General features: G+C 67.1%; 13 protein-coding genes. 10 read left to right on the top strand and 3 right to left on the bottom strand.

All coding sequences use genetic code 11. The annotated features are described in order from the left end of the window. Positions 1 to 87: 87 nt before the first annotated feature. The 5 genes from LMQ14_RS16380 (at position 88) to LMQ14_RS16360 (ending at position 3739) form a co-directional block, all read left to right on the top strand. Entirely contained in the window at positions 88 to 450 is a 363-nt protein-coding gene (locus tag LMQ14_RS16380; RefSeq protein WP_267730608.1) for a hypothetical protein, read from the top strand. Positions 451 to 798: 348 nt separating this feature from the next. Then, positions 799 to 2076, top strand: coding sequence for a bifunctional 3,4-dihydroxy-2-butanone-4-phosphate synthase/GTP cyclohydrolase II (locus LMQ14_RS16375; RefSeq protein ID WP_267730607.1), 1278 nt, complete (start codon positions 799 to 801; stop codon positions 2074 to 2076). Between the two features lie 44 nt (positions 2077 to 2120). Then, complete coding sequence (gene ribH / locus LMQ14_RS16370) at positions 2121 to 2552, top strand: 6,7-dimethyl-8-ribityllumazine synthase (RefSeq protein WP_267735552.1); 432 nt, start codon at positions 2121 to 2123, stop codon at positions 2550 to 2552. A gap of 5 nt (positions 2553 to 2557) precedes the next feature. Continuing rightward, entirely contained in the window at positions 2558 to 3019 is a 462-nt protein-coding gene (locus tag LMQ14_RS16365) for a PH domain-containing protein (RefSeq protein ID WP_267735551.1), read from the top strand. A gap of 36 nt (positions 3020 to 3055) precedes the next feature. Next, positions 3056 to 3739 carry a hypothetical protein gene (locus LMQ14_RS16360; RefSeq protein WP_267730606.1) on the top strand — a complete coding sequence of 228 codons (684 nt, stop codon included), beginning with the start codon at positions 3056 to 3058 and terminating at the stop codon, positions 3737 to 3739. A gap of 7 nt (positions 3740 to 3746) precedes the next feature. On the opposite strand, the gene LMQ14_RS16355 is transcribed toward LMQ14_RS16360, so the two are convergent. Next, positions 3747 to 4085 (bottom strand): hemophore-related protein, encoded by a 339-nt coding sequence (locus tag LMQ14_RS16355; protein WP_267730605.1) that lies wholly within the window; start codon positions 4083 to 4085, stop codon positions 3747 to 3749. Between the two features lie 174 nt (positions 4086 to 4259). On the opposite strand from LMQ14_RS16355, the gene uvrC reads away from it, so the two are divergent. The 5 genes from uvrC to LMQ14_RS16330 all read left to right on the top strand — a co-directional run bounded on the left by uvrC (position 4260) and on the right by LMQ14_RS16330 (position 10701). Next, entirely contained in the window at positions 4260 to 6221 is a 1962-nt protein-coding gene (uvrC, locus tag LMQ14_RS16350; protein WP_267730604.1) for an excinuclease ABC subunit UvrC, read from the top strand. Beyond that, entirely contained in the window at positions 6218 to 7150 is a 933-nt protein-coding gene (gene rapZ, locus LMQ14_RS16345) for an RNase adapter RapZ (protein ID WP_267730603.1), read from the top strand. Before uvrC ends, rapZ begins: the two co-directional genes overlap by 4 nt. Continuing rightward, positions 7147 to 8223 (top strand): YvcK family protein, encoded by a 1077-nt coding sequence (locus LMQ14_RS16340; protein WP_267730602.1) that lies wholly within the window; start codon positions 7147 to 7149, stop codon positions 8221 to 8223. The genes rapZ and LMQ14_RS16340 overlap by 4 nt, the downstream gene beginning before the upstream one ends. Continuing rightward, positions 8220 to 9197, top strand: coding sequence for a DNA-binding protein WhiA (gene whiA / locus LMQ14_RS16335; RefSeq protein WP_267735550.1), 978 nt, complete (start codon positions 8220 to 8222; stop codon positions 9195 to 9197). The genes LMQ14_RS16340 and whiA overlap by 4 nt, the downstream gene beginning before the upstream one ends. Before the next feature lie 115 nt (positions 9198 to 9312). Continuing rightward, positions 9313 to 10701 carry a WS/DGAT/MGAT family O-acyltransferase gene (locus LMQ14_RS16330; RefSeq protein WP_267730601.1) on the top strand — a complete coding sequence of 463 codons (1389 nt, stop codon included), beginning with the start codon at positions 9313 to 9315 and terminating at the stop codon, positions 10699 to 10701. On the opposite strand, the gene LMQ14_RS16325 is transcribed toward LMQ14_RS16330, so the two are convergent. Both LMQ14_RS16325 and fadD12 read right to left on the bottom strand, forming a co-directional pair. Then, positions 10698 to 11954 (bottom strand): alpha/beta hydrolase, encoded by a 1257-nt coding sequence (locus tag LMQ14_RS16325; protein ID WP_267730600.1) that lies wholly within the window; start codon positions 11952 to 11954, stop codon positions 10698 to 10700. The two genes, LMQ14_RS16330 and LMQ14_RS16325, sit on opposite strands and share 4 nt — an antisense overlap. Continuing rightward, the gene (fadD12, locus tag LMQ14_RS16320) at positions 11954 to 13582 is read right to left on the bottom strand and encodes an acyl-CoA ligase FadD12 (protein ID WP_267730599.1); all 1629 of its coding nucleotides are present in this window, start codon (positions 13580 to 13582) and stop codon (positions 11954 to 11956) included. The genes LMQ14_RS16325 and fadD12 overlap by 1 nt, the downstream gene beginning before the upstream one ends. Positions 13583 to 13584: the final 2 nt, after the last annotated feature.

Genomic DNA, 13584 nt, shown 5'->3' with positions numbered 1-13584 from the left:
CCTGTTCTAAATCCCCACGCAGCCCTTCGCGGGTCCATACTCAAGCGCATAGGCCGGCCGGCTTCACTAAGCGAAGGAGCTGCAGATATGTCCGTCGAAAGGTTGGCCGAGGCCGTCTACGAAGACCTCGCATTTGAAGCGGTAGCGACACTGGCCGGCCGTAAGGCCGAAGCGCAATCGCGAGCGGTATGGAGCAAGGAAGTCAACGACACCACGCTGACGATCGTTGAGCACCGGGTGCGCGACTACACGAGTTACGAGTTGGTCGGTGACGATGGGCGCGACGTGTCGCTCGGGCGGTTTTCCACTTACCCCGCCGCCACCGCCGCGGTCAGCAAGTGGACGCACTTCATCGAGGTCGGTGGCTCGGTCGGCAGGTGGCTGGCCCACTACGCGGTCGATTGTGGTGGCGGCCAGGTTATCCAGATGCCGTTGAGGCGCAGCGTTTAGCAATTCCCACCCGCCGCATGGCTTCGGCGCAGCCGCGGCATCGCGTGGATATCGATCGTCGTGCGCCCAACATTTCCGGTAAGAATCGTCACAACGCGCCTTGTCTTCGGGACCGACGGGCTCGCGATCACCGCTGGTCAAAGCGGGTGGTGACGAGGCTGAACCCCGGTGCACGCAGGCACGACGGCGCATGTTGCCCGGAGCCGGGATGAACGTCACGCGAATCCGCGACGTCACTATCTAAGTGGTGCCCAAAGTAGGGGCAATAACGATGCGCCCCGCGTGGTTCATACTTGAAGCAATGCGCGGGCTTCGCGTGTTGCTCGGCACGACAGCAAGGCAGCACAGATGACGAGGTTGGACTCCGTCGAAAGGGCGGTTGCCGACATTGCGGCCGGTAAAGCCGTCGTTGTCATCGATGACGAGGAACGCGAGAACGAGGGCGATCTCATCTTCGCCGCCGAGAAGGCGACGCCGGAGATGGTGGCATTCATGGTGCGCTACACCTCGGGCTACCTCTGCGTCCCGCTGGACGGCGCGATCTGCGACAAGCTGGGCCTGCTCCCGATGTACGCGGTCAACCAGGACAAGCACGGGACCGCGTACACCGTCACCGTCGATGCAAAAAACGGTGTCGGCACCGGGATTTCGGCGTCCGACCGCGCCACCACGATGCGGCTATTGGCCGATCCCACCAGCGTTGCCGACGATTTCACCCGCCCCGGCCATGTGGTTCCGTTGCGTGCCAAGGACGGCGGCGTGCTGCGCCGGCCCGGCCACACCGAGGCCGCCGTCGACTTGGCCCGGATGGCGGGCCTGCAACCCGCGGGTGCGATCTGCGAGATCGTCAGCCAGAAGGACGAGGGCTCGATGGCCCAGACCGACGAGTTGCGGGTCTTCGCCGACGAACACGATCTCGCGCTGATCACCATCGCCGACATCATCGAGTGGCGGCGCAAGCACGAGAAGCACATCGAGCGGATCGCCGAGGCCCGCATCCCGACCCGGCACGGCGAGTTTCGCGCTATCGGCTACGCCAGCATCTACGAGGAAGTCGAACACGTTGCCTTGGTGCGCGGCGACATCGCCGGGCCGAACGGCGAGGGTGACGACGTGTTGGTGCGGGTGCACTCCGAGTGCCTGACCGGCGACGTGTTCGGCTCGCGCCGCTGCGACTGCGGGCCCCAGCTCGACGCCGCGATGGCCATGGTCGCACGGGAGGGGCGCGGCGTGGTGCTGTACATGCGCGGTCACGAGGGCCGCGGCATCGGCCTGATGCACAAGCTGCAGGCCTATCAGCTCCAAGACGCTGGCGAAGACACCGTGGACGCCAACCTCAAGCTCGGATTGCCAGCCGATGCAAGGGATTACGGAATCGGCGCGCAGATCCTGTCGGACCTCGGCGTGCGTTCGATGCGGCTGCTGACCAACAACCCGGCCAAACGGGTTGGGCTGGACGGGTACGGGCTGCACATCATCGAGCGCGTCTCTCTTCCGGTGCGGGCCAACGCGGAGAACATTCGTTACCTGATGACCAAACGGGACAAGATGGGACACGATTTGGCCGGGTTGGACGACTTCCACGAATCCGTACATCTGCCAGGCGAATTCGGTGGTGCTTTGTGAGTGGAGTCGGCGTTCCCGAGGTGGGGGAGCTCGACGCGTCCGGCATGCGGCTCGGCATCGTCGCCAGCACCTGGCACAGCACGATCTGCGAAGCGCTGCTGGCCGGCGCCCAGAAAGTGGCCGCGGAGTCCGGCATCAACAGCCCGACGGTGGTCCGGGTGCACGGCGCGATCGAAATCCCGGTGGTGGCCCAGGAACTCGCCCGCAACCACGACGCCGTCATTGCCCTCGGCGTCATAATCCGCGGTGCAACACCGCATTTCGAATACGTTTGCGATGCGGTGACCCAGGGTCTGACGCGGGTTTCCCTGGACGCTTCGACGCCGGTAGGCAACGGGGTGCTGACGACCAACACCGAGGAGCAGGCCATGGACCGGGCCGGCCTGCCGACGTCCGCGGAGGACAAGGGAGCTCAGGCCGCCGGGGCCGCGTTGACCGCCGCGCTGACATTGCGTGACCTGCGCGCTCGGTCGTGACTCGGCTGTCGTCCCGTGCGGAATGGGATGTTGAACTGCGTCCGCATTGGACGCCGATATTTGCTTACGGTGCAGCATTTCTGATCGCCGTGGCGCATATTGCCGTCGGCGTGCTGCTCAAGGTGAGCTCCAGTGGCGTGATCTTCCAAACCGCCGACCAGGTGGCGATGGCCGTTCTGGGGCTCGTCATTGCCGGCCTCATCCTCCTGTTCGCCCGGCCCCGGCTGCGAGTCGGGCCCGCCGGGCTTTCGGTGCGAAACCTGTTGGGAGACAGGTTAGTTCCATGGTCAGAGCTGGTTGGCGTGTCTTTTCCGGCCGGCAGTCGCTGGGCGCACATCGACCTGCCCGACGACGAGTACATCCCGGTGATGGCGATCCAGGCCGTCGACAAGGACCGGGCCGTGGATGCCATGGACTCCGTGCGGTCGCTGCTGGCCCGCTATCGGCCTGACCTGCGCGCGCGCTGAACAACGAGAGCGGCGACATTGTCGTAGGATCGCCCGATGGCACGTCAATTGCGGGGGGCGGTCGCGACGTTGCTGATCGCGTTGACGACGTGCGCGTGCACCACATCGGTCAGCGGCCGTGCGATTCGGGCTCCCGAGCAGTCCCCGCCCGGGGGTACGACGTCCGCCGCCCCGTCGCCCGCAGGGATTCCGGCGCGCGACTTGCTGCTGCAGGACGGCGACACGACTCCGTTCGGTGTGGCGCGGGCGGTCCCGGTGGGCGCCACCTACTTCACCAGCGTGCAGCCAACCGAATGCGCCGCGGCGCTGCTGTTCAAGGGTTCGCCGCTGCCACCGGCCCGCTCGTCGGACCATGCCGAATCGGAATACAAATTCGGCGGTCCGGCGCTCTACGCCGAATCGGCCGACGTCTACGACAAGAAGTTGAACGCCCATGAGGTGGTCTGGAAGGGGTTCGGCGCCGTGTCGAAGTGCCACGGCGACGCCATCGGCCATTCGTCCCTCGGGGACTTCCGGCCGATGCGGCTCAGTTCCTTCGGCACACCGTCGAGCGGAGTCCTGGTGTGGACCATGACCCGCGCGGATTGGACCTGCGATTACGGGCTGGTCGTGGTTCCGCGCACCGCGCTGATGCTGTCGGCCTGCGACTTCAAACCCGGATTCCCCATGGCCGACTGGGCTGCGAAACGACGAGCGCAGCTCGACAGCCGGCCTGCCTGAAGTTTGCTCAGTAGTTCTTGCAGTCGGTCATCATCTGTTTGAAGATCGGGAACGCCTGGTCGGCTCCCGGGTTGTTCTGAATCTGCTTCAGCAGGTTGACCCGCTGGTCCGGCGACGAAGCCATGAACGTTTGCAGAAATTGCAGGTTGGGCGGCGATTGGTCCAGGTACTGAGCGGCCATCGGGTTTTCCGCGTGCACCGCCCGCATCGCCTGGTCGTAGGTGCAGGTGGTGTTGACCATCGGTCCGATATCGGGGACAGCTGATGCGACACCCGCCCCCGCGCTCAACGACAATGCCAGACAGCTAACCCCAACGGCCAGCCCGGCCAACGGTCGTTTCCTCATTTGTAAGCTCCCTCCAGCTTTGCCCCCACTGTAGCGGCACAGTTAACCCGGTGCTTAGCCCGAACCGAGTCCGCCCAAACCGTCCGACGTGTTCGCGCCGGGCGAAAAGCGGCTGATTTCCGCCACGCGATCCCGATCTGCCGCCGCCCGTTTAGCGGCTACTAGCCTGGATACGTGCCAGATCCCGCCACGTATCGTCCCGCTCCCGGATCCATTCCGGTCGAGCCGGGCGTCTACCGATTCCGGGACACGCACGGGCGGGTGATCTACGTCGGCAAGGCCAAGAGCCTGCGCAGCCGGCTGACGTCTTATTTCGCCGATATCGCGAATCTGCACCCGCGCACCCGGCAGATGGTGACCACCGCGGCCAAGGTCGAGTGGACAGTGGTCAACACCGAAGTCGAGGCGTTGCAGCTGGAATACAACTGGATCAAGGAATTCGATCCACGTTTCAATGTGCGTTACCGCGACGACAAGTCCTACCCGGTGCTGGCCGTCACCCTCAACGAGGAGTTTCCCCGGCTGATGGTCTATCGCGGCCCGCGGCGCAAGGGGGTGCGCTATTTCGGCCCGTACTCGCACGCGTGGGCGATCCGGGAGACGCTGGATCTGCTCACCCGGGTGTTTCCCGCGCGAACCTGTTCCGGCGGAGTTTTCAAGCGGCACAAGCAGATCGACCGTCCGTGTCTGCTCGGTTACATCGACAAATGCTCGGCGCCCTGTGTCGGCAGGGTCAGCGCCGAGCAACATCGTCAAATCGTCGACGACTTTTGCGACTTCCTGTCCGGCCGGACCGACCGGTTCGCTCGCGAGCTGGAACAGCAAATGCACGCGGCGTCGGATCAGCTCGATTTCGAACGGGCCGCACGGCTTCGCGACGACCTCGGCGCGCTCAAGCGGGCGATGGAGAAGCAGGCCGTGGTGCTCGGCGACGGCACCGACGCCGACGTGGTGGCCTTCGCCGACGACGAACTCGAGGCGGCGGTGCAGGTGTTTCACGTCCGTGGTGGCCGGGTCCGCGGTCAGCGCGGGTGGATCGTTGAAAAAGCTGCTGACCCAGGCGATTCCGGCGAAGAGCAGTTGGTCGAGCAGTTCCTGACGCAGTTCTACGGCGACCAGGCGGAGCTGGGTGGCGCCGCCGACGAATCCGCCAACCCGGTTCCGCGCGAGGTGCTGGTGCCGTGCCTGCCGTCGAATGCCGACGAGTTGGCGAGCTGGCTGTCCGGGCTGCGCGGATCCCGGGTCGTGCTGCGGGTGCCGCGCCGCGGCGACAAGCGGGCGCTGGCCGAAACCGTGCAGCGCAACGCGAAAGAGGCACTGCAGCAACACAAGCTGAAGCGAGCCGGTGACTTCAACGCCAGATCCGCGGCGCTGCAGAATATTCAGGACGCGCTGGGGTTGGCCGACGCGCCGTTGCGCATCGAGTGTGTCGACGTCAGCCACGTCCAGGGCACCGATGTGGTGGGCTCGCTGGTGGTATTCGAGGACGGCCTGCCGCGCAAGTCGGACTACCGGCACTTCGGAATCCGGGAGGCCGCGGGTCTTGGGCGCTCCGACGACGTTGCTTCCATCGCCGAGGTGACCCGGCGCCGCTTCCTGCGCCACCTCAGTGACCAGAGCGACCCGAATATGCTTTCCGCGGAAGGCAAGTCACGCAGGTTCGCCTATCCGCCCAATTTGTACGTCGTCGACGGCGGCGCGCCGCAAGTCAATGCGGCCAGCGCCGTTCTCGACGAGCTCGGCATCACCGATGTCGCGGTGATCGGGCTGGCCAAGCGGCTGGAAGAGGTGTGGGTGCCGTCCGAGCCGGATCCCCTCATCATGCCGCGCAACAGCGAGGGACTTTATTTGCTGCAGCGGGTGCGTGACGAGGCGCACCGGTTCGCGATCACTTACCATCGCAGCAAGCGATCCAAGCGAATGACCGCCTCAGCGCTGGATTCGGTGCCAGGATTGGGAGAACATCGCCGCAAAGCGCTGGTCACTCACTTCGGATCGATAGCTCGCCTCAAGGAGGCCACCGTCGACCAGATCACCGCCATTCCGGGTATCGGCGTGGCAACGGCCACGGCCGTCCTCGAGGCGCTGCGACCCGAGCAACCCGAGCAACCCGAACAACCGGGAGCCTCGGCATGACGAGTCACGACAGCGAGCAGCGGTCTGCGCACGCGGAGCGCGGCGACGGCCACCCGGGGGATGCCGCCGGGATCGACGTCGTCTTGGTCACCGGATTGTCGGGCGCCGGGCGGGGTACCGCCGCCAAGGTGCTCGAGGACCTCGGCTGGTATGTCGCCGACAACCTGCCTCCCCAGCTGATCACCCGGATGGTGGATTTCGGGCTGGCGGCCGGATCGCGGATCACCCAGCTCGCCGTCGTGATGGACGTGCGGTCGCGCGGATTCACCGGCGACCTCGACGAGGTCCGCAACGAACTGGCCACCCGCAACATCAACCCGCGCGTGGTGTTCATGGAAGCGTCCGACGACATGCTGGTGCGCCGCTACGAACAGAATCGGCGCAGCCACCCGCTGCAGGGCCAGCAGACGCTGGCCGAGGGCATCGCGGCCGAACGCAGGATGCTGGCACCGGTTCGCGCGACCGCGGACCTGATCATCGACACCTCCACGCTGTCGGTGCGGGGCCTGCGGGAAAGCATCGAGCGCGCTTTCGGTGGTGACGCGGCCACGTCGACGAGCGTCACCGTCGAGTCGTTCGGCTTCAAGTACGGGCTGCCGATGGACGCCGACATGGTGATGGATGTGCGATTCCTGCCGAACCCGCACTGGGTCGACGAATTGCGGCCGCACACCGGCCAGCACCCCGCCGTGCGCGACTATGTATTGGGCCAACCGGGGGCGGCGGAGTTTCTCGACGCTTACCATCGGCTGCTATCTCTGGTTGTCGACGGCTACCGCCGGGAGGGCAAGCGCTACATGACGGTCGCGATCGGCTGCACCGGCGGCAAACACCGCAGTGTCGCGATCGCGGAGGCATTGATGCAGTTGTTGCGGGCCGATGAGCAACTCACGGTGCGGGTGCTGCACCGGGATCTGGGCCGCGAATGAATCCACCACAGAGCGAGGGCATCGTCGCGCTGGGCGGTGGGCACGGCTTGTATGCGACGCTGTCCGCGGCGCGCCGCCTGACGCCGTACGTCACTGCCGTGGTGACCGTCGCGGACGACGGCGGCTCGTCGGGCCGGCTGCGCAGCGAATTGGACGTGGTACCACCGGGTGATCTGCGAATGGCGTTGGCGGCGTTGGCATCTGACAGTCCATACGGGCGACTGTGGGCGACCATCATGCAGCATCGATTCGGCGGCACCGGCGCGCTGGCCGGACATCCGATCGGCAATCTGATGCTGGCCGGGCTGTCGGAGGTGCTGGCCGATCCGGTCGCCGCCCTCGACGAGCTGGGGCGCATCCTCGGCGTCAAGGGGCGGGTGTTGCCGATGTGCCCGATCGCGCTGCAGATCGAGGCCGATGTGTCCGGCCTGGAGGCCGACCCGCGGATGTTCCGGCAGATTCGCGGTCAGGTCGCGATCGCGACCACCCCGGGCAAGGTGCGCCGGGTGCGGCTGCTGCCGCCGGATCCGCCGGCGACCCGGCAGGCCGTCGACGCGATCATGGCCGCCGACCTGGTGGTGCTGGGGCCCGGATCCTGGTTCACCAGCGTGATCCCGCACGTGCTGGTCCCGGAGCTGGTCGCCGCGCTGCGTGCCACGTCGGCCCGCCGCGCCCTGGTGCTCAACCTGGTGGCCGAGCCGGGGGAGACGGCCGGGTTCTCGGTGGAGCGCCATCTGCACGTATTGGCCCAGCATGCACCCGGGTTCACCGTCAACGACATCATCATCGACGCCGATCGAGTGCCGAGCGAGCGCGAGCGCGAACAACTGCGCCGCACCGCGACCCTGCTAAAGGCCGAGGTCCACTTCGCCGACGTGTCCCGACCTGGTACACCTTTACATGATCCGGGCAAGCTTGCGGCGGCCCTGGACGGGGTCCGAACGGGCCGCACGGGTCCGGCAGCGCCTTCGGCGAAGGCCACCGCAGAGATTCGGGTTGACGGTGAAAGTTCAACGACGGGCGTGAACGGACCGGCTGGCAGCGGACCAAGGGGTGACGACGCGTGGCGATGACGACCGAAGTCAAGGACGAGCTGAGCCGCTTGGTAGTGAAATCGGTCAGCGCGCGTCGAGCCGAGGTCACCTCCCTGCTGCGCTTCGCCGGTGGGCTGCACATCGTGGGTGGCCGCGTGGTCGTCGAGGCCGAGGTGGATCTGGGCAACATCGCCCGCCGGCTGCGCAAGGACATCTTCGACCTCTACGGCTACAACGCGGTCGTGCATGTGTTGTCGGCCAGCGGGATTCGCAAGAGCACCCGATACGTGCTGCGGGTCGCCAACGACGGTGAGGCGCTGGCCCGCCAGACCGGGCTGCTCGACATGCGGGGGCGCCCGGTACGCGGTCTGCCCGCCCAGGTGGTCGGCGGCAGCATCGGGGACGCCGAAGCCGCGTGGCGGGGTGCCTTTTTGGCGCACGGGTCGCTGACCGAGCCCGGACGTTCCTCGGCGCTGGAGGTCAGCTGCCCCGGCCCGGAGGCGGCGCTGGCGTTGGTCGGCGCGGCCCGCCGGCTCGGGGTCAGCGCCAAGGCCCGCGAGGTGCGCGGTGCCGATCGCGTGGTGGTGCGCGACGGCGAGGCGATCGGCGCACTGCTGACCCGGATGGGCGCCCAGGACACTCGGCTCATCTGGGAGGAACGCCGGATGCGTCGCGAGGTGCGGGCGACGGCCAACCGGCTGGCCAATTTCGACGACGCCAACCTGCGCCGCTCGGCACGGGCCGCCGTCGCCGCGGCCGCCCGGGTGGAGCGGGCGCTGGAGATCCTCGGCGATACCGTCCCCGACCATCTGGCCTCGGCCGGCAAGCTGCGCGTTGAACACCGGCAGGCCTCGCTGGAGGAACTGGGCCGACTCGCCGACCCTCCCATGACGAAAGATGCTGTGGCGGGCCGTATTCGGCGTTTGCTATCGATGGCCGACCGCAAGGCGAAGGTCGAAGGCATCCCCGACACCGAGTCGGCGGTGACGCCAGATCTGCTCGAGGATGCTTAACTAGCTGCGCTCGGGGGTAACCGCCCAGCCGCGAAGCGGCGGGCGATATGGGGGGCGTGGTGGGTTTGTTGGCGATTGTTCGACTTCGTTTGCTGGCAAGGACTACGGTCATCGCATGAAGCGGCTTTCGAGCGTTGATGCGGCGTTTTGGTCTGCGGAAACCGCGGGTTGGCATATGCATGTCGGCGCACTGGCGATCTGCGATCCCAGCGATGCACCGGATTACAGCTTTCAGCGACTGCGCGAGTTGCTGATCGAGCGACTGCCCGAGCTGCCCCAGTTGCGCTGGCGGGTCACCGGGGCGCCGCTCGGCCTGGACCGGCCGTGGTTCGTCGAAGACGAGGACCTCGACGTCGACTACCACGTCCGCCGCATCGGGGTCCCCGCCCCCGGCCGGCGCAAAGAGCTCGAGGAGCTGGTCGGCCGGCTGATGTCCTACAAGCTGGACCGTTCCCGGCCGCTGTGGGAGCTCTGGGTGATCGAGGGCGTCGAGGGCGGCCGGATCGCCACGCTGACCAAGATGCATCACGCGATCGTCGACGGCGTCTCCGGCGCCGGCCTGGGTGAAATCCTGCTGGACGTCACGCCGGAACCCCGTCCGCCGCAACAGGAGACGGTGGGATCGCTGGTGGGCATCAAGATTCCGGGGATCGAGCGGCGCGCGGTGGGTGCGCTGATCAACGTCGGCATCAAGACACCGTTCCGGATCGCGCGGCTGGTGGAGCAGACGGTCCGCCAGCAGATCGCCGCGCTGGGTCTCACCAGTCGCCCGCCGCGCTTCTTCGAGGCGCCCAAGACTCGGTTCAACGCACCGGTTTCGCCGCACCGGCGGATCACCGGCGCCCGCGTCGAACTGGCCCGGGTCAAGGCCGTCAAGGACGCCTACGGTGTCAAGCTCAACGACGTCGTGCTGGCGCTGGTAGCCGGCGCCGCCCGCGAATATTTGCAGAAACGCGGTGAGCTGCCGGCCAAACCGCTGATCGCCCAGATCCCGGTCTCCACCCGAACCGACGAGAGCAAGGACGACGTCGGCAACCAGATCAGCTCGATGACGGCATCGCTTGCCACCGACATCGACGACCCCGTCGAGCGGCTGCGGGTCATCCACGAAAGCACGCAAAGCGCCAAGGTAATGGCCGCGGCGCTGTCCGCGCATCAGATCATGGGGCTCACCGAAACCACGCCGCCCGGGCTGCTGCAGCTGGCCGCACGTGCCTACACCGCCAGCGGGCTATCGCGAAACCTCGCCCCGATCAACCTGGTCGTGTCGAACGTTCCCGGTCCGCCGATGCCGCTGTACATGGCCGGAGCAAAACTGGACATGCTGGCGCCGCTGGGACCGCCCGTGATGGACGTCGCCCTGAACATCACCTGCTTCTCCTACCAGGACTCCCTGGACTTCGGATTTGTCACCACCCCCGAGATCGCCAATGACATCGACCAAATGGCCGATGCCATCGAGCCGGCGCTGACCGAGCTCGAGAAAGCGAGTGAGCTGGGCTAGTCGCGGTTCAGGTAGGTCGTCGCGTACACCCAGGACAAAAAGCGCGCGACCGCCTCGGCCGATTTGTGCGCCCGCGGGGAGCCGAAGATGTCGAAAGCATGTTGCGCATAAGGCAATTCGGCATAGGCGACGGGCGACTTCGACACCGCCCGCAGTTCCTCGACGAACTCCTGCGCCTCGCCGACGGGGATCAGCGAGTCGTCATGGCCGTGCAGGATGAAGAACGGTGGCGCGTCGGCGCGCAGCTGCCGAATCGGTGACGCATCGACGAACACGTCGCGGTGTGTGTCGAGTTTGCGCTTCACCACGAACTTTTCGAGCAGCTCGACGAACTCGCGGCGGCCCTCGCCGGTCGTGGAAAACCAGTCGTAGCGCCCGTACACGGGAACCGCGGCGACCACCGACGTGTCGGCGTCCTCGAAACCCGGCTGGAATTCGGGGTCGTTGGGTGTCAGCGCGGCCAGCGCGCAAAGGTGCCCGCCCGCGGAGCCGCCGGTGATGGCAACGAAATCCGGGTCGCCGCCGTAGGCCGCGATGTTCTCCTGCACCCACGCCAGCGCCCGTTTGACGTCGACGATGTGATCGGGCCAGGTGTGCTTCGGAGAAACCCGATAGCCGACCGACACGCATATCCAGCCGCGCGCGGCCAGATGGCTCATCAGGGGATAGGCCTGGGGGCGTCGCATCCCGATCACCCAGGCACCGCCGGGGATTTGTACCAACACCGGCGCCTTGCCGTCGCGCGGCAGGTCGCGGCGCCGCCAGATATCGGCCCGGTTGGCGCGATGCGGCCCGTAGGACACGACGTTGGTCTTCTCGACATAGCGCCGGCGCGCCACCGCGATGCCCCGCGGCAGGCTGAGCCGCCCTCGGCGCTCCGGCTGGGTCTGCGGCAGTGACGCCACGGCCTCGGCGTAATCGGGGCCCAGCTGTTCGCGCAGCCCCGCCTCTAGCACCGGGCCCGGGGTGGTGACGTTGCGATAGCGGATCACCGCCAGGATCGCCCAGGACGCCGCCGTCAGGGCCAGCGCCGCCTTGCCCCGGCGCCCGGCGAAGTCACCGCGGCGGCCGCGCCGCAGCACGTCCAGCAACGAGGCACCCGCGTACAGGCCGGGCACTTCCGAGGTCGGCCAGCCGAACCAGAACACCAGCACGGTGGTGTAGCCCTTGCGGGCCAGCGGCCGTAATCCGTTGGCGGCGTTGGCCAATTCCAGCGCCGCGCGCGCCAGCGGCCTGGGCTTGAGGCGGCGCATCAGCCACCGACCTTGGATTGCAGCTCCGCGCGCAGGATCTTGCCGGTGCTGCCGCGGGGCAGCTCGTCGAGAACCGAAATCTCGCGTGGCACTTTGTAATTGGCGAGGTTGTCGCGAACGTGCTGTTTGAGCGTCTCGGGGGTAGCGGCCGAGCCGGGGCCCAGCACCACGAACGCCGCCAGGCGCTGGCCGTACTGTTCGTCGTCCACACCGATGACCGCGGCCTCGGCCACCTCCGGGTGCGCGGCAAGCGTCTTCTCCACCTCGATCGGGTAGACGTTCTCGCCGCCGGACACGATCATCTCGTCGTCGCGGCCGACGACGAACAGCCGTCCGGCCTCGTCGAGATAACCGACGTCGCCCGACGACATGAACCCGGCGTGGAAATCCTTCGTGTTGCCGGAGGTGTAACCATCGAATTGGGTGTCGTTGCGGACGTAGATCGTGCCGACCTCGCCGGTGGGCATCTCGTTGAATTCCGGGTCCAGGATCCGGATCTCGGTTCCGCCCGCCGGCTTGCCCGCGGTGTCGGGTGCGGCGCGTAGGTCCGCCGGTGTGGCCGTCGCGATCATGCCCGCCTCGGTCGCGTTGTAGTTGTTGTAGATCACGTCGCCGAACTGGTCCATGAACGCGGTGACCACGTCGGGGCGCATCCGCGAACCCGATGCGGCGGCAAACCGTAATGTCTTGCCGCTGTAGCGGTTCCGGACGTCGTCGGGCAGTTCCATGATGCGGTCGAACATCACCGGTACCACCGCCAGGCCGGTCGCCCGATGGCGGTCGACGAGCTCGAGCGTGGCCTCCGGGTCGAATTTGCGCCGGGTGACGATCGTGCACGCCATCGACGCCGCGAAGATCAATTGTGAGAACCCCCACGCATGGAACATCGGCGCCACGATCACGATCGTCTCCTCCGTGCGCCACGGCGTGCGGTCCAGGATCGCCTTGAGCGTGCCGATGCCGGCGCCGCCTCCAGACTGCTTGGCGCCCTTGGGACTTCCGGTGGTCCCGGAGGTCAGCAGGATCATCCTGCCCTTGCGCCCGGTGCGCTGCGGCTGCGCGCCGAGGTGGTCGTCGATGAGTTTCTCGACGGTCAACTCGTGCGGTGCGTCGGCCCAGGCCACGATGCGGGTGGCGTCCGGCCTATCGGCCAGCGCACGGTCGACCGTCGCGGTGAACTCCTCGTCGTAGATGGCGGCGTCGACGTCTTCACGGTTCACCACTTCGGCCATTGCCGGCCCGGCGAACGACGTGTTCAGCAGCACGACATCGGAGCCGATCCGATTGGCGGCCACCAGTGCCTCGACGAAGCCGCGGTGATTGCGGCACATGATCCCGATGACCTGTGGCTGGCCCGTCGGCAGGGCCTGCAGCGCGGCCGCCAACGCATTGATCCGCTCGTCGAGCTGCCGCCAGGTCAGCGTGCCGAGTTCGTCGATCAGGGCGGGGCGGTCCGGGCAGCGCTGCGCGGCGCCGGCGAAACCGACCGTCATGCCCATGCCCTCGCGGCGCATCGCCGCGGCCATCTTCAGGTAGCGATCGGGCCGCATCGGCGCGATCATTCCGGCGCGTTGCAGCGTGGCCACGACGCCCAAGACGCCGCGGGCCTGCTCCAGGGGAGAGGGCATCT

It is taken from the genome of Mycobacterium sp. Aquia_213 (assembly GCF_026625985.1).
Taxonomy (GTDB): domain Bacteria; phylum Actinomycetota; class Actinomycetes; order Mycobacteriales; family Mycobacteriaceae; genus Mycobacterium.
Note: the sequence above shows the minus strand (reverse complement) of the source record. Positions and strands in the feature narration are given on the sequence as shown.

Coding starts and splice junctions, on each gene's coding strand:
- ribH (WP_267735552.1), top strand. CDS start 2,121: ATGCGGCTCGGCATCGTCGCCAGCACCTGGCACAGCACGATCTGCGAA.
- rapZ (WP_267730603.1), top strand. CDS start 6,218: ATGACGAGTCACGACAGCGAGCAGCGGTCTGCGCACGCGGAGCGCGGC.
- LMQ14_RS16355 (WP_267730605.1), bottom strand. CDS start 4,085: ATGAGGAAACGACCGTTGGCCGGGCTGGCCGTTGGGGTTAGCTGTCTG.
- LMQ14_RS16340 (WP_267730602.1), top strand. CDS start 7,147: ATGAATCCACCACAGAGCGAGGGCATCGTCGCGCTGGGCGGTGGGCAC.
- LMQ14_RS16330 (WP_267730601.1), top strand. CDS start 9,313: ATGAAGCGGCTTTCGAGCGTTGATGCGGCGTTTTGGTCTGCGGAAACC.
- fadD12 (WP_267730599.1), bottom strand. CDS start 13,582: ATGCCCTCTCCCCTGGAGCAGGCCCGCGGCGTCTTGGGCGTCGTGGCC.
- LMQ14_RS16380 (WP_267730608.1), top strand. CDS start 88: ATGTCCGTCGAAAGGTTGGCCGAGGCCGTCTACGAAGACCTCGCATTT.
- LMQ14_RS16375 (WP_267730607.1), top strand. CDS start 799: ATGACGAGGTTGGACTCCGTCGAAAGGGCGGTTGCCGACATTGCGGCC.
- whiA (WP_267735550.1), top strand. CDS start 8,220: ATGACGACCGAAGTCAAGGACGAGCTGAGCCGCTTGGTAGTGAAATCG.
- LMQ14_RS16325 (WP_267730600.1), bottom strand. CDS start 11,954: ATGCGCCGCCTCAAGCCCAGGCCGCTGGCGCGCGCGGCGCTGGAATTG.
- LMQ14_RS16360 (WP_267730606.1), top strand. CDS start 3,056: ATGGCACGTCAATTGCGGGGGGCGGTCGCGACGTTGCTGATCGCGTTG.